General features: G+C 72.9%; 13 protein-coding genes. 7 read left to right on the top strand and 6 right to left on the bottom strand.

All coding sequences use genetic code 11. The features are described from left to right. From ALMP_RS13965 to ALMP_RS13950, 4 genes are all read right to left on the bottom strand, one after another. A partial coding sequence (locus tag ALMP_RS13965; RefSeq protein WP_264927542.1) for a polyketide synthase occupies positions 1-1,383 on the bottom strand: 1,383 nt, incomplete at its 3' end. 26 nt (positions 1,384-1,409) lie between these two features. Continuing rightward, positions 1,410-4,520 (bottom strand): amino acid adenylation domain-containing protein, encoded by a 3,111-nt coding sequence (locus tag ALMP_RS13960; RefSeq protein ID WP_264927541.1) that lies wholly within the window; start codon positions 4,518-4,520, stop codon positions 1,410-1,412. Beyond that, positions 4,517-5,347, bottom strand: a complete 831-nt coding sequence (locus ALMP_RS13955) for a hypothetical protein (RefSeq protein WP_264927539.1) — start codon at positions 5,345-5,347, stop codon at positions 4,517-4,519. The genes ALMP_RS13960 and ALMP_RS13955 overlap by 4 nt, the downstream gene beginning before the upstream one ends. An 86-nt stretch (positions 5,348-5,433) precedes the next feature. Then, complete coding sequence (locus ALMP_RS13950; protein ID WP_264927538.1) at positions 5,434-6,300, bottom strand: VCBS repeat-containing protein; 867 nt, start codon at positions 6,298-6,300, stop codon at positions 5,434-5,436. 557 nt (positions 6,301-6,857) lie between these two features. Between ALMP_RS13950 and ALMP_RS13945 the strand changes: the two genes are divergently transcribed. From ALMP_RS13945 to ALMP_RS13930, 4 genes are read left to right on the top strand one after another with little or no spacing between them, the layout of a single operon-like run. Next, on the top strand, positions 6,858-7,724 hold the full coding sequence (locus ALMP_RS13945; protein ID WP_264927537.1) for a 3-hydroxyacyl-CoA dehydrogenase family protein: 867 nt from the start codon (positions 6,858-6,860) through the stop codon (positions 7,722-7,724). Further along, positions 7,721-8,017: an acyl carrier protein gene (locus ALMP_RS13940; RefSeq protein ID WP_264927535.1), complete on the top strand. Its 297-nt coding sequence runs from the start codon at positions 7,721-7,723 to the stop codon at positions 8,015-8,017. The genes ALMP_RS13945 and ALMP_RS13940 overlap by 4 nt, the downstream gene beginning before the upstream one ends. Next, positions 8,010-9,119 carry an acyl-CoA dehydrogenase family protein gene (locus ALMP_RS13935; protein ID WP_375803480.1) on the top strand — a complete coding sequence of 370 codons (1,110 nt, stop codon included), beginning with the start codon at positions 8,010-8,012 and terminating at the stop codon, positions 9,117-9,119. Before ALMP_RS13940 ends, ALMP_RS13935 begins: the two co-directional genes overlap by 8 nt. Next, the gene (locus ALMP_RS13930) at positions 9,116-10,240 is read left to right on the top strand and encodes an HAD family hydrolase (protein ID WP_264927533.1); all 1,125 of its coding nucleotides are present in this window, start codon (positions 9,116-9,118) and stop codon (positions 10,238-10,240) included. The genes ALMP_RS13935 and ALMP_RS13930 overlap by 4 nt, the downstream gene beginning before the upstream one ends. Before the next feature lie 185 nt (positions 10,241-10,425). On the opposite strand, the gene ALMP_RS13925 is transcribed toward ALMP_RS13930, so the two are convergent. Beyond that, positions 10,426-10,938: a MarR family winged helix-turn-helix transcriptional regulator gene (locus ALMP_RS13925; RefSeq protein WP_264927532.1), complete on the bottom strand. Its 513-nt coding sequence runs from the start codon at positions 10,936-10,938 to the stop codon at positions 10,426-10,428. A 116-nt stretch (positions 10,939-11,054) separates the two neighbouring features. Here ALMP_RS13925 and ALMP_RS13920 point away from each other — a divergent pair, with 116 nt between their 5' ends. Both ALMP_RS13920 and ALMP_RS13915 read left to right on the top strand, forming a co-directional pair. Beyond that, positions 11,055-12,512 carry an MFS transporter gene (locus ALMP_RS13920; RefSeq protein WP_264927531.1) on the top strand — a complete coding sequence of 486 codons (1,458 nt, stop codon included), beginning with the start codon at positions 11,055-11,057 and terminating at the stop codon, positions 12,510-12,512. Between the two features lie 39 nt (positions 12,513-12,551). Next, on the top strand, positions 12,552-13,409 hold the full coding sequence (locus ALMP_RS13915; RefSeq protein WP_264927529.1) for a collagen binding domain-containing protein: 858 nt from the start codon (positions 12,552-12,554) through the stop codon (positions 13,407-13,409). A 7-nt stretch (positions 13,410-13,416) separates the two neighbouring features. On the opposite strand, the gene ALMP_RS13910 is transcribed toward ALMP_RS13915, so the two are convergent. Next, the gene (locus ALMP_RS13910; protein WP_264927527.1) at positions 13,417-16,233 is read right to left on the bottom strand and encodes a LuxR family transcriptional regulator; all 2,817 of its coding nucleotides are present in this window, start codon (positions 16,231-16,233) and stop codon (positions 13,417-13,419) included. A gap of 523 nt (positions 16,234-16,756) precedes the next feature. Between ALMP_RS13910 and ALMP_RS13905 the strand changes: the two genes are divergently transcribed. Continuing rightward, positions 16,757-18,940: a glycoside hydrolase domain-containing protein gene (locus ALMP_RS13905; RefSeq protein WP_264927526.1), complete on the top strand. Its 2,184-nt coding sequence runs from the start codon at positions 16,757-16,759 to the stop codon at positions 18,938-18,940. Positions 18,941-18,946 lie beyond the last annotated feature (6 nt).

Below are 18,946 nucleotides of genomic sequence, written 5' to 3'. Positions count from 1 at the left end.
ACCCCGGCTCCGCGCCGACACCACGAACGGCAGCACGGACCCCGGCGCCTCCCCGGAAACGGAAGCCTCCCGCTCCGCCACGGGCGCCTCCTCCACCACCACATGACAGTTCGTGCCGCCCATCCCGAAGGAGGACACGCCCGCCCGGCGCGGACCGTGCGAGCGGGGCCAGGGGGTGAGGTGCGTCGGGACGCCGAGATTGAGTTCCGGCAGCGGGATCCCGGGGTTGGGGCGGGCGAAGTTCAGGCTGGCCGGGATCTCGCCCTTGCCGACGCTGAGCACGGTCTTGAGCAGGCCGACGATGCCGGCGGCGCCTTCCAGGTGGCCGACGTTGGTCTTCGCCGACCCGACCAGCAGGGGGTGGCCGGTGGGCCTGGCGCGGCCCAGTGCCGCGCCCAGGGCGGCGGCCTCGATCGGGTCGCCGACGCGGGTGCCGGTGCCGTGGAGCTCCACGTAGCCGGCGGTGGCGGGGTCGACGCCGGCCCGGGCCCAGGCCCGGCGTACGACGTCCTCCTGGGCGGCGGCGTCCGGGCGGGTCAGGCCGTCGGTCGTGCCGTCGTTGTTGACCGCGCTGCCCCTGATCAGGCAGTGGATGTGGTCGCCGTCGGCCAGGGCGCGGGTGAGCGGCTTGAGCAGGACCAGGCCGCCGCCCTCGCCGCGCACGAACCCGTTGGCGCGTTCGTCGAAGGTGTAGCTGCGGCCGTCCGGGGAGAGCCCGCCGAACCGGGCGGCGGCCAGGGCGCTCAGCGGCGCCAGGTTGAGGTGGACTCCCCCGGCGAGGGCGATGTCCGACTCGCCCGCCCTGATGCTCTCGCAGGCCAGGTGGACGGCGACGAGCGAGGAGGCCTGGGCGGCGTCGACCGCCATGCTGGGGCCGCGCAGGCCGAGGTGGTAGGAGATGCGGTTGGCGATCAGGCCGCGTTGCAGGCCGGCCATGGTGTGCCGGGTGATCGCCTCGTGGCCGGCGCGGTGCACGAGCGTCGCGTAGTCGCCGGAGATCGCGCCGAGGAAGACGCCGGTGCGGCTGCCGTCGAGGGAGGCCGGGGCCAGGCAGGCGGACTCCAGTGCCTCCCAGGCGAGTTCCAGGGCGAGGCGCTGCTGGGGGTCCATCATGGCCGCCTCGCGCGGGGAGACGGAGAAGAAGGCGGCGTCGAACCGGTCGACGTGGTCGAGGAAGCCGCCCCTGCGGGCCCCGGGGTCCGTCACGGTGTCCGCTTCGGGGCCCCAGCGGCCCTCCGGCACCTCCGTGATGCCGTGCTCGGCCCGCCGCAGCAGCTCCCAGAAGCCGCCGGGGTCGGGCGCCCCGGGCAGCCGGCAGGACAGTCCGATCACCGCGATCGGCTCCGCGACGGTCTCGGTCGAGGACTTCTCGGTCTCGTTCATCGGCTCAGCGACCTCCACCCCGTTCGTCAGGCGCCCGGTTGTCCGGCGCCGCTGTCGTCGTGCGAACCGGTCACCCGCAGATGCTCCGCCAGCCTCAGGGGGGTGGGCTGGGCGAAGACGTCGGCCATGGGGATCCGGATGCCTGTCACTTCCTCGATGCGCTGCGTCAGCCGGGCGGCCAGCAGCGAGTGACCGCCGCTGGCGAAGAAGTTCGCCCGGTGGTCGAGGTCCTGGCGGTCCAGCAGTTCGCGCCAGAGGGACACCAGCGTCGAGAGCAGTTCGTCCGCCCCGTCGTCGTAGGCGTCGGCCGTCGTGGACCGCTGTGCGCGCCGCTCCTCGGCGAGGCGGGTCAGGGCGGGGTAGTCGACCTTGTCGTTGCCCGTCATGGGGAAGGCCTCCACGAAGTGGAACGCGCTGGGCACGGCGGCCAGCGGCAGCTTGGCGCGGGCCCGGTCCCACAGCCGCTCGGCCAGCTCGGGTTTGTCGGGGCCGTCGACGAAGGCGATCAGCACGTCGTCGCCTCCTGGTTCGCCGGCGATCACGGCGGCCACGCCGCGGACGTCGGGTTCGGCGAGGAGCACGGCCTCGACCTCGGGCAGTTCGATGCGATTGCCGCGCAGTTTGACCTGGCGGTCGGTGCGTCCGGCGACCTGGAGCGTGCCGTCGGGCAGCCAGCGCGCCAGGTCGCCGGTGCGGTAGTGGCGGCCGTAGCGGGGGTGTCCGGTGAAGCGGGCGGTGGTGAGGTCAGGACGGTCGTGGTAGCCGAGGGCGACGCCGCCGCCGGCCACGCGCAGTTCGCCGAGCACGCCCACGGGCAGTTCGCGCCCGTCGGGGTCGGCGACGAACACCTGGGTGTTGGCGAGGGGACGGCCGACGGTGAGCGGTCCCTCGGCGGGCACCCGGCCCGCGGTGGACCAGATGGTGGTCTCGGTCGGGCCGTACACGTTCCACACCTCGCGGGCCACCTCTGTGAGCCGGCGCGCCAGTTCACGCGGCAGGGGCTCGCCGCCGCACAGCACCCGGCAGGGGGCGAGGGCGTCGGCCGCGCCGTCCACGACGAGCCGCCAGGTGGTGGGGGTGGCCTGCACGGTGTCCACCCGGTGCCGGGTGACGGTGTCGGCCAGCGCCCGCCCGTCGGTGCGGGCCTCGTCCGGCGCGACGACGACCCGGCCGCCGGCGACGAGCGGCAGGAACAGTTCGAGGGCGGAGATGTCGAAGGAGAACGTGGTGAGCCAGAGCACCGACGCGACGTCGGTGAACCGCTCCGCGAAGTCCGCGACCAGGTTCGCGAGGTTGTGGTGGCTGACCAGGGTGCCCTTGGGCAGCCCGGTGGACCCTGAGGTGTAGATCAGGTAGGCGCGGGAGCCGGGGTCGGTGGACGTGGCGGCGCCGGGTGCGGTCGACGGGTCGTCGCGGGGCGCGGGTGCGGGTGCCGGTGCCAGGGGCCGTACCGTGCGGGTCTCGGCGTCGGGCACGACGGACGGGTCGGCGGCGAGGATCACCGCGGCGCCGGAGTCGTCGAGCTGGTGGCGGAGCCGGTCGGCGGGGTGGTTCGGGTCGAGCGGCAGATAGGCCGCTCCGGCGAGCCAGACGCCGAGGACGGCGGCCGCCAGCTCGGGCCCGCGTCCGGCGAGTACGGCGACGACGTCGCCGGCGCCGACGCCTTCCGCGCGCAGCGCCCCGGCCGTGTCGCGGGCGGCCCGCCACAGCGCGCCGTAGGACACCTCGCGGCCCCGGTCGTCGACCAGGGCGGTCGCGTCGGGGTGGGCCCGCACCCGGGAGCGGACCGCGTCGAGGACGGTCGGCCAGGGGAGCGGCCGGCCGGTGTCGTTGGCGCGGTCGACGGTCGCGCGGTCGGCCGGGGAGAACAGGTCGGCCTCGCCGACGGGTGCCGCCGGGTCGGCGCCGAGGGTCTCCAGCAGCCGGTCGTAGCGGCGCAGCAGGGCGTGGACGTCGTCGCGGTCGAAGGCCTCGACGCAGAACGCGGCCCGGACCCCGACGGACTCGGGCGAGGACAGGACGAAGAACTCCAGGTCGAACTTGCTGTAGCCGTTCTCCACGACGAGGGGCCGGGCCGGGCTGCCCGCCAGTTCGAAGGGCGGCAGGCCGTTGCCGGGCACGTAGTTGAAGACGTGCCGGAACAGGGAGTTGTGCCAGGAGACATCGCGGCGGGGCACCTCGTCCAGCAGGGCGTCGACGGGGACGTCCGCGTGGGCGATGGCGTTCATGAAGACGTGCCGCACCCGGCTCACCAGCTCGGCGAAGGACAGCGACGGGTCGACGCCGACGCGCAGCGGGAGGACGTTGACGTGGTAGCCGACGGCGCGCTGGTCGCGGGGGCCGCGGACGTTCACCGGTGATCCGACGACCAGGTCCGGGCCGGCGCCGTGCCGGGCGAGCAGCAGGCAGTAGGCGGCGAGCAGGACGACGGCCTCGGAGGCGCGCAGTTCCCTCGCCGTGCGCCGTACGGCCTCGCGGGCGCCGTCCGAGAGGTGGTGCAGGACCTGGTCGCCGCGGAGTGTGGGGTTGGCCGGTTCGGGGCGGCCGACGCGCAGGGCGAGCTGCTCGGGGTCGAATCCCTTCAGCCGGTCGCGCCAGAAGGCGGTGCTCGCCTCGCGGGGCGGGGTGTCCGGGAGGGGCGCGACCTCCTCTGACAGCTCGGCGGGGGGCTGCTGTCCGGTGGTGAGGGCCGTGTAGAGGGTGGTGAGTTCGTCGAGGAGGACCGCGCCGGAGAGGGTGTCGAAGACGAGGTGGTGGACGGCGAGGCAGAAGTGGTCCCGTGTGGTGCCGTGCAGCAGGAGCGCCCTGAGGAGGGGCTGTCCGGACAGGGCGAAGGGCCGTGCGACGAACGCGGCCAGCTCGGCGTCGGCCCGGTCGTCCTCGCACGTCGCTGTCTCCGTGGGGACGACGTCGACGTCGGTCACCGTCTTGGTCAGGCCGCTGTCGTCGGTGTGGAAGACCGTCCTCAGCACGGGGTGGCGGCGCAGCAGCAGCGTCAGGGTCCGGCGCAGTGCCTCGGCGTCGAGCCGTCCCTCGACGCGGAACGCCAGCGACAGGTTGTTGACGGCGCTGCCGGGGACGATCCGTTCCAGCAGCCAGAGGGCCTCCTCCTTGCGGGAGGCGGGGGCGCGGTTCATGACGTCTCCGCCAGCAGCTCGGCGACGGCCTCGGCGACCGCCGGGGCACGCAGCAGCTCGGCGTGTTCCAGGGGCAGCCTGATCTCGCGGGCCACCAGGTCGTGTCGTGTCCCGGGCAGGTGGGCCCGGATGCCGTTGAGGCCGCTCTGGGGGCTGGCGGAGCTGATGGCCACCGCTGAGGTCCACCGGGACAGCGGGTCGTACCGGCCACCGCCCGCCAGGTAGGACATGAACGCGGTGAAGACGTCGGTGAGTTCGGCGCGGCGGGTGGCGTCGAGGCCGGCGCGGGTGAGGACGGTCTCGCCGGTGGCGCGGAAGAGGCCGACGAGTTCCCGGGCGAGTTCCGTCAGGTCGCCGGCGCTCTCCTGGGCGTGCCGGCCGGCGTCCTGGGCCGCGTCGATCTCCGGTCCGGCGCCGGTGGACCTCATGAACTCCATCACCTTGTGGAACTGCCAGTACAGGGTGGGGGCGGTGGACAGTTCGGGGTCGAAGAGCAGGACGAGGGGTGGGCGGTCCTGCGTCGCGGTGAGGCGGGCGGCGAGTTCGGCGGCGTAGACCCCGCCGACGCAGTAGCCCATGACGGCCTTCACCGGGGGGTGGTCGGGGCCGAGGCCCTCGTGCCAGGCGTCGAGGTGCCCGGGTCCGGCGGGGTCGGTGGAGCCGAGGGGGGTGGGCACGCTCTCCCACACGCCGTGGTCGGTCTCCAGGTTGGCCACGAGGTCGCTGAAGCGTGCCTCCGGGCGGCCCGTCACATCGAAGTCGACGGCGAGCAGGATCTCGGGCCTGCTGCCCTTGCTGAGAATGCGCCATGCGTCGTGGTGCGCCACGAGCCAACCCCCAGGGAGGACGGAAGGACGGATGAGAGGGGCCGCGTGCCGGGCGGCCCGCGGTGCCGCGCGGGGTGCGGCGCGGGTCAGCTGACGATGTCGAAGTCGGCCCAGCCGGTGCCGAGCGCGACGGGCGGCAGGAAGGTGGCGCCCGGGTCGGCCGGGTCGAAGGTCCCGCTGTGGCGGTGCACGACGAGCGAGCCGTCGGCGTACAGGGCCAGCAGATCGGGCCGGCCGTCGCCGTCGATGTCGGTGATGTCGATGACCAGCGCCTTGTCCCAGCCGGTGCCGAGCGGGTGGAAGCCCGCGGGTGCCAGGGGGCGGGCGTCCTCGCCCTTGCCGCCGGCGTACACCTCGTGGACGACGAGCGTCCCGTCCACGCGTCGCACCAGCAGGTCGGGTTCGCCGTTGACGGTGATGTCGGCGAGGCCCACGGGCAGGTCCGTGGGGTCGATGAGCGCGAAGTCGGCGGGCGGGGCGAAGGTGTGGGGGCCGTCGACCTTGCCCTGGTGCAGGATGCGGTGGATCTCACCGGTGCCCTGCACCCGGCCGATGATGTCGACGATGCCGTTCCCGGTCAGGTCGCCGAGGGCGATGGTGTCGTAGGTGCGCTCCGGGGGCTTGCCGCCGACGTGGATGGGTTCCCCGAGGGTGCGCGGACCGTCCAGGCCTCCCTGGTTGAGGAAGACGAGGGTGCGGTCGTCATTCGTGATGCAGACCAGGTCCGCGGTGCCGTCGCCGGTGAGGTCGCCGGCGCACAGCCACAGGTGGAGGCCGAATCCGGTGCCGATCAGGACCGGATCGCCGTAGGTGTCGGGGCCCTTGAACTCCCCGCGGTGCGGCAGGACGAACAACTCCCCGGTGCGCGCGTTGCGCACCAGGAGGTCCTGTCGTCCGTCGCCGTTGAACGAGCCGGATCTGAATACCGCTGGAACAGAACTGAGAGTGCCCATGATGAGTCCCGGTTTCAGGAGGCAGCTGTGAGCCGCTCTCACGCGATGAAGGTGATCCGACCGCGCAGCGATGGAGGGGATTCCGCGAGGCGATCGCGAGGATCATCCGGTGATTCGTGCAGCAGGAAACTATGGGACGCCCGGATCCCGGACAACCCCTGAGTCCGCGCCCCGCTCCCCCACTGCCGGGCACCTGTCCCGGGGGTCGCGCACCCCCTAGCGCGCGACCCTCACCGGACCGTCACGACGCCTCCGACCTGCCGCTTTCCATCCCTGTCCGGGACGCCTGAACCCCAGTCGGCCCCTCGGCCCGCACCCCTGCCGCACCCCCTGCCCGCTGGCCCCTTCCCCGCTCCCGACGGCCGTGTCGGGCCCGGCCCGGTCACGGTTTTCAGGGGTTGACCCTCCCCCGTGTCCCCGGCCAGTCTGGCGACGCCGCCTCACCGGAAGGACCGTCCTTCCCGGTGGCGGACCCATCCCTTTCGGCTTTTCCTTTTCGGCTGCCCTTTTCGCTTCCGAAGAGTGTCCGAGCACGAAGAGAGAATGGCGGATATTCCGTGGCAGAAAACCAAGTGCCGTACCGGCTCGTCGTTCTGGGCGCGGGCGTCATGGGTGCCGGCATCACCGCACTGGCCGTCGGGCACGGCGTGTCCGTCACCCTGGTCGACGTCGACGAGGACAAGGCCGGCCGGGCCCGCGAGCAGATCGAGGACCAGCTGCGCATGGCCCGGCTGATGAACGCCCTGCCGGCCGGCCGCGACCCCGGCGACCTGACCGTCACGACCACCCCGGAGGCGGCGGCCGGGGCGGGCGTGGTGATCGAGGCGGTCACCGAACTCCTCGACGCCAAGGTCAAGGCGCTCGCCCAGGTGTCGGCGACCGTGTCACCGGGCACGGCCCTCGTCTCGAACACCTCGTCCATCCCCATCGACGAACTCGCCGACGCCGTCGACCGCCCCGAGGACCTGGTCGGCGCCCACTTCATGAACCCGCCGTACCTGATCCCCATGGTCGAGGTGGCCAGGGGACCGCGCACCGCGGACCGCACGATGGACGCGGTGACGTCCCTGCTGACGGCCCTGGGACGGCAGCCGGTGGTGGTCGGCGACGGGCCGGGCTTCGTCACCAGCCGGATCCTCCACCGGATGATCAACGACGCCGTGCGGGTCGTCGAGGAGGGCCGCGCCACACCGGAGGCGGTGGACACGCTGATGCGGGGCTGCCTCGGCCACCGCACCGGCCCGCTGCGCACGGCCGACCTGATCGGACTGGACAACCTCGCGGACTCCCTCCGTGTGCTGTACGAGCGCACCGGGGACGAGGGCTGCCGTCCCTGCACCCTCCTGCTCGACAAGGTCGCGCAGGGCGACCTCGGCAGAAAGAGCGGCCGAGGCTTCTACGACTACGGAGAGGCGATGCCATGACCACGGCTGCGAACGACACGCCCCGCAGTGACACGCCGGCCCCGGACGAGGACCTGATCCGGGACTTCCTGCGGCGGCACACCAAGGTCTCCTGGGAGAACGACCAGGACATCTTCGCCACCGGCGCGGTGTCCTCGCTGTTCGCGATGCAGTTGGTGGTCTTCCTGGAGAAGACCTTCGGCGTCACGATCGGCGGGGCGGAGCTGCGGCTGGACAACTTCCGCACCATCGGCACGATGACCGCTCTCGTGGACCGGCTGCGGACCCCGGCCGCCGGAGGCGGCGGTGACTGAGACGCTCGCCGAGGCGATCGCGCTCAGCGGCGACCTCATCGGGGACGCGCCGGAGTCCTGGGACCGGGCGGGCCGGATCCCCGTGCCGTTCGTGCGCGCGATGGGCACCAAGGGGCTGCTGTGCGCCGAGGTGCCGGCCGAGTTCGGCGGCCTCGGCCTGTCCAGCCTGGACAACGGCGAGCTGACCGCCCATGTCGGATCCCTGTGCAGCTCGCTGAGAAGCCTGATGACCTCGCAGGGGATGGCCGCCTGGACCCTGCGCCGCCTCGGCTCCCCGTCGCACCACGAGGCCTTCCTGCCCCGGCTGACCGACGGGGGTCTCGCGGCCGTCGCGTTCAGCGAGAGCGGCGCGGGCAGCGATCTGTCGGCGATGCGCACCCGGATCGTCCCCGACGGCGACAGCGTGGTCGTGGACGGCGCGAAGGTCTGGATCACCGGGGCCGCCTACGCCGATCTGCTCGTGGTGTTCGGGACGTACGGTTCGGGGGCCGCCGTCGTGGTGGTGCCCGCCGACGCGCCCGGCGTCCGGATCGAGCCGGTCCCCGATCCGCTGGGCTGCCGGGCCGCCGGCCACGCCGACATCGCGTTCTCCTCGGTGCGGGTGCCGGCGGCGAACGTGCTGCCCGGCGCCGGTCAGCCACCGGCCCTGCTGGTGACCGCCGCGCTGGCGTACGGGCGGATGTCCGTGGCGTGGGGCTGCACGGGCATCCTGCGGGCCTGTCTGTCGGCGGCCGCGCGGCACGCGGCGAGCCGTGAGCAGTTCGGCCGGCCGATCGCCGAACACCAGCTGGTGGCCCGCCATCTGGCCGAGCTGGTCGTCGCCGAGCAGACGGCCACCCGGGTCTGCGAGCACGCCGGCCGCTGCTGGGACAGCGGGTCGCCGGAGATGGTGACGGCCGTACTGCTGGCCAAGCATGTGAGCGCGACGCAGGCGGTGCGGGGTGCCTCGCGTGCCGTGCAGGTGCTGGCGTCGGCCGGGGCACGGGACGGGCACGTGGTGGCGCGCGCCCATCGTGACGCCAAGTTGATGGAGATCATCGAGGGCAGCAGCGAGATCTGTCAGCTCGCCCTCGCCCGGAGCGCCCTGGCGGTGTGGGGATGACCGAAGGAGAGACCGTGACGGACCTCGGTGCCGTGTCCGAACCGGCCGGGCGGCACCGGCCGTCGCTGGTGAAGTGCCTGGTGTGGGACCTGGACAACACGCTGTGGCAGGGCACCCTCATGGAGGGCGACGACGTCGTCCTGACCGACGCCGTCCGGGAGGTCGTGCACACCCTCGACGCGCGCGGTGTGCTCCAGGCCGTGGCCAGCAAGAACGACCACGACACGGCCTGGCAGCGGCTGGAGAAGCTGGGGATCGCCGAGTACTTCGTGCTGCCGCACATCGGCTGGGGGCCCAAGTCGCGGGCGGTGCGGGCCATCGCCGAGCGGCTGAACTTCGCGCACGGCGCGATCGGCTTCATCGACGACCAGCCCGCCGAGCGCGCGGAGGTGGCCCACCACCTGCCGGACGTCCGTCTGTACGCCGCCGAGCTGGCCGTGTCCCTGCCGCGGCGGGCCGAGTTCACGCCGGCGGCCCTGACCGTGGACTCCGGTCGCCGCCGCCAGATGTACCAGGCCGGTTTCCTGCGGGACAGCGCGCGCTCGGACTTCGAGGGACCGGACGAGGAGTTCCTGCGTTCGCTGCGGATGCGGATGCGGATCGCGCGCGCCACCGCGGAGGACCTCACCCGGGTCGAGGAACTCACCCTGCGCACCAGCCAGATGAACGCGACCGGTGTGCACTACGACGACGCGGCGCTGCGCGCGCTGATGTCCGACCCGCGGCACGAGGTCCTGGTGACCCATCTCAGCGACCGTTTCGGACCGCACGGCGCGGTGGGGGTCCTGCTCCTGGAGAAGCACCCCTCGGTCTGGCATCTGAAGCTGCTGGCCACGTCCTGCCGGGTGGTGTCCTTCGGGGCGGGGAAGGTCGTCCTGCGCTGGCTGATCGACCAGGCGGCCCGGGCCGGCGTGCACCTGGTGGCCGACTTCCGGCCCACCGACCGCAACCGCATCATGGAGATCGCCTACCGGTTCGAGGGTTTCACGGACCGGGCCTGCGGGTGCGGGCGGGAGCTGCCCGCCGTCACCGACGAGGGCGTCCGGCGCTGGCACCTGGAGCCCTCCCGTCAGGAGGCCCCCACCACCATGGCTCTGGACACCCCAGCGCTCACCCCGTGAGACACGGCCCCCTCCCGTCGGCGGTCCCCTCCCGCCGGCCTCCACGGCCTGCGCCGCGGCGCCTGCCGAGCCCCCGCGTCCAGGGCTCGGGGCGTCGCGGCGCGGGCCGCCTCCGCATGCCGCGGCCCCGGCGCCCCGCGCCGACGGCCGACGGCGACGGCCCGGCCGGCGTCGGGCACCCGGGGTCACCGCTCCCGTCCCCGCCTGCCCGGACGTTGCTCCCGCTCGACGTCCTGCGCCTGCTGGAGGAAGACGAGGAAGTCGTCCACCATCCGCCCGCCCAGCCGGACCAGATCGTCCATGTCCTGCTTGGACCAGGAGTCGAACGCGTGGGAGAGCCAGGTCATGACCACCTCGCGGTAGCGCGAGTTGACCTCGTCGCCCTCCGGTGTGAGCTCGACCAGCCGGGCCCTGCGGTCGTCGGGGTCGACCACCCGGTGCACCAGGCCCTTGCGCTCCAGGTTGTGGACCTGCCGGGTCACATGCGGGCCCTCCACCCGCATCTCCGTGGCGATCTCCCCCACCCGCAGCGGTTTCCCGCTCGCCTGGAGGATGCCCAGGATCTGCAGAGCGGGCCGCTCCAGTGTGATCCCCGCGAGTTCCGTCGCCCGTACGTGCAGCCAGTTGCTGTTCAGCGCGGCGCCGAGCTGTGCGAGCCGGGGCGCCAGGGAGAACAGTCCGTCGACGTCTTCCACCATGACTTGCCTTCCAGAAATTACCTACCTAAGGTAGGTAATGAAGTTGGCGGGCGCCCAGGAGCGCGCCTCGCAACTACCTACCTCAGTTATCCATTCTCCCGGAAAGGAGATCACCCATGTCCAGTCAAGGCAATCCCTCGCTCACCCAGCCGGCGCCGGCCCCGGGAACACGCCGGTCCGTGCCGCAGGGCCTGGTGGTCCTCACCCTGTCCGTCACCGCCTCGACGGCGTCCATCCAGCAGAGCGCGGTGATCCCGCTCCTGCCCCGCCTGGAACAGTCCCTGAACGCCTCGGTGTCGGCGGTGAGCTGGGCGCTCACGGTCAGCCTGCTGTGCGGTGCCGTGGCCACCCCGCTGTTCAGCCGCTTCGGCGACATGTACGGCCGGCGGCGGATGCTGCTGCTCACCCTCGCCCTGCTGGTCGCCGGCTCGGTCGTCGGCGCGCTGTCCACCTCGATCACCACGCTGATGATCGCCCGTGTGCTGCAAGGCGTCTCCGCGGCGACGGTACCGCTGTCCATCGGTGCCGTACGCGATCTGCTGCCCCCCGAGAAGATGGCCACCGGTATCGGCGTGCTCAGCGCGACCATGGGCATCGGCGTCGGCCTCGGCATGATCATCAGCGGTTTCATCGCCGAGTACACCAGCGGCTACCGCATCGTCTTCTGGCTCATCACCGGCCTCGCGGCCGCGGCGACCGTGCTGACCGCCCTCGTCGTCCGCGACGTGGCTCCGCCCGCGGGCGGACGGCCCGACGTGCCCGGCGCCGTCGTCTTCACCGGCGCGCTGGTCTGCCTGCTGCTGGCCATCACCGAGGGCCGCGGCTGGGGCTGGACCTCGGCGCCGATCATCGGTCTGCTCGTGGCCGCCGCCGCGCTGTTCGCGATCTGGGTGGCGATCGAGCGCCGGGCCACCGACCCGCTGGTCGACATCACCATGCTCACCCACCCGGGCACCATCGGAGCCAGCCTCGCCTCGTTCCTGCTGGGCTTCGCGCTGTACGCGGGCTTCACCCTGCTGCCCAACTACGTGCAGACCCCGTCGAAGGTGGGCTACGGCTTCGGCGCGTCCGTGCTGATGGCCGGCGTCTACCTGCTGCCCACGACCCTGCTGCTCATCGTCATCTCGCCGCTGGCCGGCCGTCTGGTGCGCAAGACCTCTGCGGCGACCATGGTGGCCATCGGCTCGGTGGTGGCCGCGCTGTCCAACGTGTGGCTGATCCTGCGTCACGACCACCCGTACGACATCTACGTCGCCACCGCGCTGCTGGGCCTCGGCGTGGGCCTGTCGTTCGCGGCCCTGGGCACCATGGCCGTCGAGCACGTGGACCCCGCGAAGACCGCCGTCGCCAGCGCCGTCAACAGCCTGGTGCGGCTGGTCGGCGGCAGCATCGCCAGCTCGCTGACGGCGGCCATCCTCACCTCCGACACCATGGCGGGCGGTGTCCCCACCGAGCACGCCTACGAGACCAGTTTCACCATCGCGGCGATCTCGGTGGGCCTGGCCGCCCTCTTCGCCGGCGGGTTCGGCCGGCTGAACAGGTCGCGGGCGGCGGCCGCCTCCCCCGCCCACTGACATGGCCGAGGACCCACGACCACCGGAGAGGAGAACGACATGTACCCGGGCAAGGAAGCCCGCCGTCGGACGGCCTGGTACCGCCTCGCCTCGCTGCTGCGGCGTCGTTCTCTTCCCCTCCCCGGGTGGGAGGTCCGCGGCAGGGCGACGCGCGACGACGGGGTGCCCGCGGTCCACGCCCGGCTGTCCCTCATCGACGCCGAGGGGCGCAGGGTGTCCTCGCACGTCGCCGACCGCAGCGGTGCCTTCCGGCTGCGCGCCCCGGCACGGGGCCGCTACCTCCTGGTCGCCGGCTGCGCCGGGTACCTCCCCGACGCCCTGCCCGTCGTCGCGGCGGCGCCGCTGACCACCGCGCACGTGCGGCTGGTCGCCTCGTCGAGCATCCGGGGCACCGTACGGGAGGAGGGCGTGGCCACCCCGGTGGCCCGGGCCGTGGTCGTCCTGATCGACGCGCTCGGCGCGGTGCTGCGCTGCGCGGTCACCGGCGACCAGGGCGGCTACGCCTTCACCGGACTGGAGGCCGGCACGTACAGCCTCGCCGTCGACCACCGCCACCGCCGCCCGGTCGTACGTCCGGTGCGGGTGACGCCCCACTCGTGCAGCGTCACGGACATCACCGTGGGGCAGCGGCTGGTCACCGTCGCCGGAGTCGTCCGCGACCGGGACGGCGGCCCCGTCGCGGGGGCCCGTGTCACGCTCGCGGACGACTCCGGCCTCTGGCTGTCCACGCACACCGACGCGGACGGCCGCTACCGCTTCACCGCCCTCCCCGCCGGGGAGTACACCCTCGGCGCCGGTCCGGGCCCCGGGGGCACCCGGCGGCTGCTCCTCGACGACGACCGCCGCGGCGCGGACCTGGTCGTCGGACCGGACTCTCCCGCGGCGCCGGGCCGCTGACCGGCACTCAGGTCAACTCCAGGTAGGCCGAGCGCAGTTCGGCCCGGCGGTTGATGTGCAGCTTGCGGTAGATGCTCGTCAGGTGCTGTTCGACGGTGCTGACGGTGATGAACAGCAGGCTCGCCACCTCCCGGTTGGACCGGCCCTTGGCGACCAGGCGCGCCACGCGCCGCTCGGCCTCGCTCAGTTCGGCGGGGCCGTGCTCCTCGTCGAGGGGCCGGGCGACGGTGTCGGGCCGGCGCGGCACCATCTCCTCCTCCGGCTCCCGCAGCGCGGGCAGGAGGACCTCCGCGTGGCAGGCCCTGGCCAGCTGCCGGGCCCGGACCATGGCGTGCCGGGCGCCGACCGGGTCGCCCGTCGCACCACGGGCCCGGGACAGGTCGCCCAGCGCCTGGGCCAGTTCCAGCGCGTCGTGCGCGCTCTCCAGGTCGTCGACGGCCCGGCCCAGCAGCGCGAGTCGCTGCTCGGACGGGGCGGTCGCGGCCAGCACCCGCAGCGTCAGGCCCCGGATGCGCGGGCTGTCCGGTCCCAGCAACTCCAGCTGTTCCCGGGCCAGTCGGCGGGCCTCGTCCACCCGGTTCAGGGCCAGCAGCGCCCGGGCGGCGTCGGTGCGCCACGACAGCAGCGACGGCCGGTCCAGGCCCCACTCCCTCATCCGGGCGCTGCAGTCCTCGAAGTCCCGCAGCGCGGCGTGCGGATGGCCGAGCGCCAGGTGGAAGCGTCCGCGTGCCTGCTGGTAGTGCAGCCCGTCGCGGGTGTCGAAGATGCTGTCCGGCAGCGGCTCGTTGACCAGCTGTCCGGCCGTGCGGAAGTCGCCCCGGGCGGTGAGCGCCGTCAGGAGGGCCGCCCGGGTCGAGCCCACCGCCACCCCCCACCCCTCGCTGGAGATGTGCGACAGGGCCGCGCGGGCGTACTTCTCGGTCGCCCGCAGGTCGCCCCGCCGCAGGGCTACTTCCGCCATGACCGACGACAGCACACCGATCCACGCGGGCACACCGCGTTCGGTGGCCTCGGCGAGCAGTTCCTTGCACCACAGCTCGGCGGCGTCGATCCAGTCCACGTAGACCAGGGCCATCAGGGCGGTGCCGAGCGGCTCCAGGGTCTCGTCGTCCAGCCGGAGCACCTGCAACTCCTGCTGGGTCGCGGCGATCTCGTGCTGCGCGGGAGCCCCGGACAGGACGGTGTGCAGCAGGGTCGTCGCCTGGAGCAGCGGGCTGGTGCGGGTGGCGCCGGTCAGCGTCGCGCGGCCGGGCCGGGACGGCGGGGCGAGCGGGAACCGCCGGGCCAGCACCGGGTACGAGCAGGCGAGCCACAGCCGGAACGCCTGGAGGTCGTCGCTGGACGGGTCGGGCGCCCGGCCGACCCGGTCGGCGAGTCCCTCCAGCACGGTCTCGGCGTCGCCGAACATGCCGTGCCGCAGCAGGCTCTTGACCAGTTGGATGGCCTGCTCCTCGGTCGCCTGCTGAAGGTCGAAGGTGTCGACCATGGACAGGGTGCGCCGCAGCGCGCGGTCCGGGCTGCGGCGCCAGACGCTGCGGGCGAGCTGGAGGGTGACCGTGGCCTGCTGGACCGGATCGCCGGAGTCGCGCAGCACCAGCTCCAGGTAGTTCTGGGCGAGGGTGGCCCGGTCCTCGCGGAGCACCTGCTCGGCGGCCTCGCACAGCACGCGCGCCGCCCACGGCTCCCGTGCCTGTCCCGCGGCGAGCAGGTGGGTGGCCACGGTCGTGGCGGGCGCGCCGTCGTCGAACAACAGGCGTGCCGCGCGCAGGTGCAGCGCGGTGCGCCGGGCGGGCGGCATGTGCTCCAGCACGGCTTCGCGGGCCACCGGGTGCCGGAAGCCGTCCGCCGTCAGCAGTCCGCTGCCGGCCAGCACCCGCCGGACCCGCTCCACGCCGTCCCGCCCCAGCTCCAGCAGCCGTGCCGTCAGGTGCGGGGAGCCGGAGGTGTGCAGGACCGCCAAGGCGTGGGCGACGTCGGCCGCGTCGGCGCTGCCGCGCTGCAGACACGCCGTCACGGCCTGCCGGTAGGTGTCTCCGGGGACGAGACCCGGGCCGGTGCGGGCCGGGCCGTCGGCCGTGGGCGCGACCGCGCCGCGGTAGTCGTCGAGGAGCGCCCGCACCAGGAGCGGATTGCCGCCGCTGAGCGCCTCGTGGACCGGGGCGAGTCTGAGTGCCTGTTCGTCGTCCAGGTGCTGGGCCAGGAACCGGGCGACACCGGCGGGTGACAGGGGCTTGAGCGGCATGTGGGAGCAGTGCGGCAGCCGGCGCAGTTCGGTCTGGAAGAGCTGGAGGCCCCGCATGCACGACGACTGCTGTCCGAACGCGAACAGCATCGGCTTGCGCTGGCCGCGGCGGGCCAGGCCCAGGAGGAGGGAGAGGGAGGCGCCGTCGCTGTGGTGCAGATCGTCGACGACGACGACCACGGGCGATTTCTCGGCCAGCTCGACCAGTAATTCGTGAATATCCCGCAAGAGGTCCACCGGCGGTCTTTCCCCCGCCTGGGTGCGACCATGGAATTCCTTTAATCGGAGCTTTGTGTCGGACCATCCGGGATGCGCTTCCCCGGGCACGTTCTCCAAAAGTTGCGCCACCACGGCGAGCGCGAAGCCCTTCTCCCACACGGACGCGTTCGCCGTGAGCGTCAGGGCGCCGTGCCGGATCGCCTCGCGCTCGACTGCCTGTAGGATCTCCGTCTTCCCGCTCGCGACGGGAGCGTCGACGAGCAGAACCGATCCTTCCCCGTTCCCCGTCGCGGCAACGAGCTCCGCGACAAGACCCAGCTCTGTTTCGCGCTCCACCAGCCGCACGAAAAGTCCCCCATTCATGTATTCTTCTCGCTCAGCCCACTATTCAACGGTAAACAGGCCGCCCGCCACTGTCAACGACGAAAGATGCGCCCGACATCGGATGATTTGACCGGCGCCTTTGGCGAGTTCTTTGTCAGCGTTTTGTTGTATCGGGAAAGAATCATTTACTTCCGGATAAGGCTTCCCACGGGCGGGGTCGGCAGCGCACGCGGGGAGGGACACCCGCGGGTGCGCGGCCCGCCGGCCGGCGCCCGGACGGGCACATGACGCAGAGCCCGCCCCGGGCCCGGGCACCGGCCCCTGCCCGTGCCGAAACGGACCGTTACGCGGACCTGTCGAAGCCGTGTGGATTGCGGGAGTTGTGCGATCTTCCTGAGGAGACCGGCCGGTACGAGGACAGCGCCCGCCTCGTCCGTGCCGGCGCTCCTGTTTCCTTTCCCCATGGTGCCGATGTGGCCTGTGTGGCCGCTGTGGCCCATGTGGCAGCGTGGCCCCTGTGGCCACCGCGCACCGACCCCCCATGTGAAAGGAACCGCCTTCCATGTCCGACGAGATGGTGCTGCGCGCGCAGAGATTCATCAACGGCACCTACGGCGACGTACCCGGCATCACCAAGGTCGCGGAGACCGGCGTCGTCGACTGGCCGACCCTGTACGCGCTGACCCGTGCCCTCCAGTACGAACTGGGCATCACCGCCCTGTCGGACAACTTCGGGCCCACCACCCTGGCCCGGCTCACCGCCACCTGGCCGTCCATCGACGCGGCTTCCACCGCCCCGGCCAACGTCATACGCATCGTCCAGTCCGCCCTGCACTGCAAGGGCTACGACGCCGGAGACCTCGACGGCACCTACACCGCCCGGCTCGCCGCCGCGGTACGGCAGGTGAAGGCCGACTGCGGGCTCGACGTGCCGTACCCCGGGGACGCGGTGGTGCCCAAGCTGTTCAAGGCGCTGCTGAACAGGGACGCCTACACCCTCCAGGAGGGCGGTGGTGACGCCGTGCGCGCGGCGCAGCGCTGGATGAACGCCGCCTACGTCGGCCGGGCCAACTTCTTCGTCGTCGCCTGCGACGGCCGCTACGCGCGGGACGTGCAGCGGGCGCTGATGTTCGCCGTCCAGTACGAGCTCGGCATGACCGACGACGTGGCCAACGGCGTCTTCGGGCCGGGCACCCAGAACGGGCTCAGGTCCTCCACGGCCCTGACCGTGGGGTCGACCGGCGTGTGGGTGCGGCTGTTCTCGGCGGCGATGGCGTTCAACCAGCGCCCCGGAGTGCGCTTCACGGACACGTTCGACGTCGGTCTCGCCGGACGGGTGTGTGTCTTCCAGGAGTTCGTGAGGATCCCGGTCACCGGGAAGGGCGACTTCGCCACCTGGGCGTCCCTGCTGGTGTCGACGGGCGACGCGACGCGCAAGGGCACCGCCGCGGACTGTTCCAGCGAGGTCACGGCCGCCCGGGCGCGGACCCTGGCCGACGCCGGGTACCGGGTGGTCGGGCGGTACCTGTCGAACGTGCCCGGCACCACCCTCGACAAGATGATCAAACCGGGTGAGCTGAGGGTGATGGCCGCGGCCGGGCTGCGCTGCTTCCCGATCTACCAGACGAACGGCGCCGCCGCGAGCTACTTCACCGCCGCGCAGGGCGCCTCGGACGCCGCCGACGCCCTGTACTGGGCCCGCTACCACGGCTTCAAGCCCGGCACGCGCATCTACTTCGCGGTCGACTACGACGCCGTCGACAGCGAGGTCACCACGGGCGTCCTGCCCTATTTCCGGGCGCTGAAGGCCGGGCTGGACGCCGACGGCGGCGGCTACCTGACCGGCATCTACGGCCCGCGCGCCGTGTGCGCCCGGGTCGGCGCCGAGGGCCTGACCTCCGCGAGCTTCGTCTCCGGCATGTCCACCGCCTACACCGGCAATGTGGCCTCGCCGCTGCCCCGGGACTGGGCGTTCGACCAGATCGCCACCGTCGACGTGGGCAGCGGCGACGGCGCCATCCAGATCGACAACAACATCGCCTCGGGCCGCGACCTCGGCCAGATCTCCTACGACCCGCCGGCCGCCGCGACCGACCTCGACGTCCGCTTCGACCTCTCGCTGCGGGCGGTGGCCCTGGCGGACGTACGCAACCACCTCCAGGCGGTGGGGCTGCCGGAGCGGGGGGCCGGGGACCCGACGCCCGCGTCCACGGCGGTGACGGCGGGAGCGGGCAGCACCACGGAGGCGTTCGACGCCCTCGTCGCCTACGACGCCCTCCTGACCGATCTGGCCCGCACGCTGCGGATGCGCAAGGCGCTCATCGCGGCGAGCCTGCTGTGGGCCGTGCGCACGGGGGCCACGGGCAGCGGCAGCGGGACGGCGGCCGCCGCGGGCCTGGTGCCGATGGCGCCCGAGGCGGCCGTCGCCGCCCGCAACTACTGCGTGGAGCAGCGCATCCTGCGCGGCCCGCTGCTCGACCCGACCGACTCGGCGGACCTGGGCGCCATGCGGCGCAAGATGCGCGACGACGACCGCTTCAGCGTCAACACCGCCGCGTACGCCCTGATCAAGACCGCGCACGACCTGGGACTGCCGCGGCCCGGCCTGGCGGACACGGCCACGAGCACCCGGCGGCTCCTCGGGGAGTTCCTCGGGTCGGGGCCGGCGGGATCGGACGGATCGGCGCAGCTCGGGCTGTACCAGGTCCTGGAGAAGTACTACGCGCCGCTGCGCGCCGGCCGTTAGTCCACA

Source organism: Streptomyces sp. A012304, assembly GCF_026008495.1.
Classification (GTDB): domain Bacteria; phylum Actinomycetota; class Actinomycetes; order Streptomycetales; family Streptomycetaceae; genus Streptomyces.
This window is presented reverse-complemented; position numbering and strand designations above follow the sequence as displayed.

Coding starts and splice junctions, on each gene's coding strand:
- ALMP_RS13960 (WP_264927541.1), bottom strand. CDS start 4,520: ATGAACCGCGCCCCCGCCTCCCGCAAGGAGGAGGCCCTCTGGCTGCTG.
- ALMP_RS13950 (WP_264927538.1), bottom strand. CDS start 6,300: ATGGGCACTCTCAGTTCTGTTCCAGCGGTATTCAGATCCGGCTCGTTC.
- ALMP_RS13940 (WP_264927535.1), top strand. CDS start 7,721: ATGACCACGGCTGCGAACGACACGCCCCGCAGTGACACGCCGGCCCCG.
- ALMP_RS13930 (WP_264927533.1), top strand. CDS start 9,116: ATGACCGAAGGAGAGACCGTGACGGACCTCGGTGCCGTGTCCGAACCG.
- ALMP_RS13925 (WP_264927532.1), bottom strand. CDS start 10,938: ATGGTGGAAGACGTCGACGGACTGTTCTCCCTGGCGCCCCGGCTCGCA.
- ALMP_RS13920 (WP_264927531.1), top strand. CDS start 11,055: ATGTCCAGTCAAGGCAATCCCTCGCTCACCCAGCCGGCGCCGGCCCCG.
- ALMP_RS13915 (WP_264927529.1), top strand. CDS start 12,552: ATGTACCCGGGCAAGGAAGCCCGCCGTCGGACGGCCTGGTACCGCCTC.
- ALMP_RS13910 (WP_264927527.1), bottom strand. CDS start 16,233: ATGAATGGGGGACTTTTCGTGCGGCTGGTGGAGCGCGAAACAGAGCTG.
- ALMP_RS13905 (WP_264927526.1), top strand. CDS start 16,757: ATGTCCGACGAGATGGTGCTGCGCGCGCAGAGATTCATCAACGGCACC.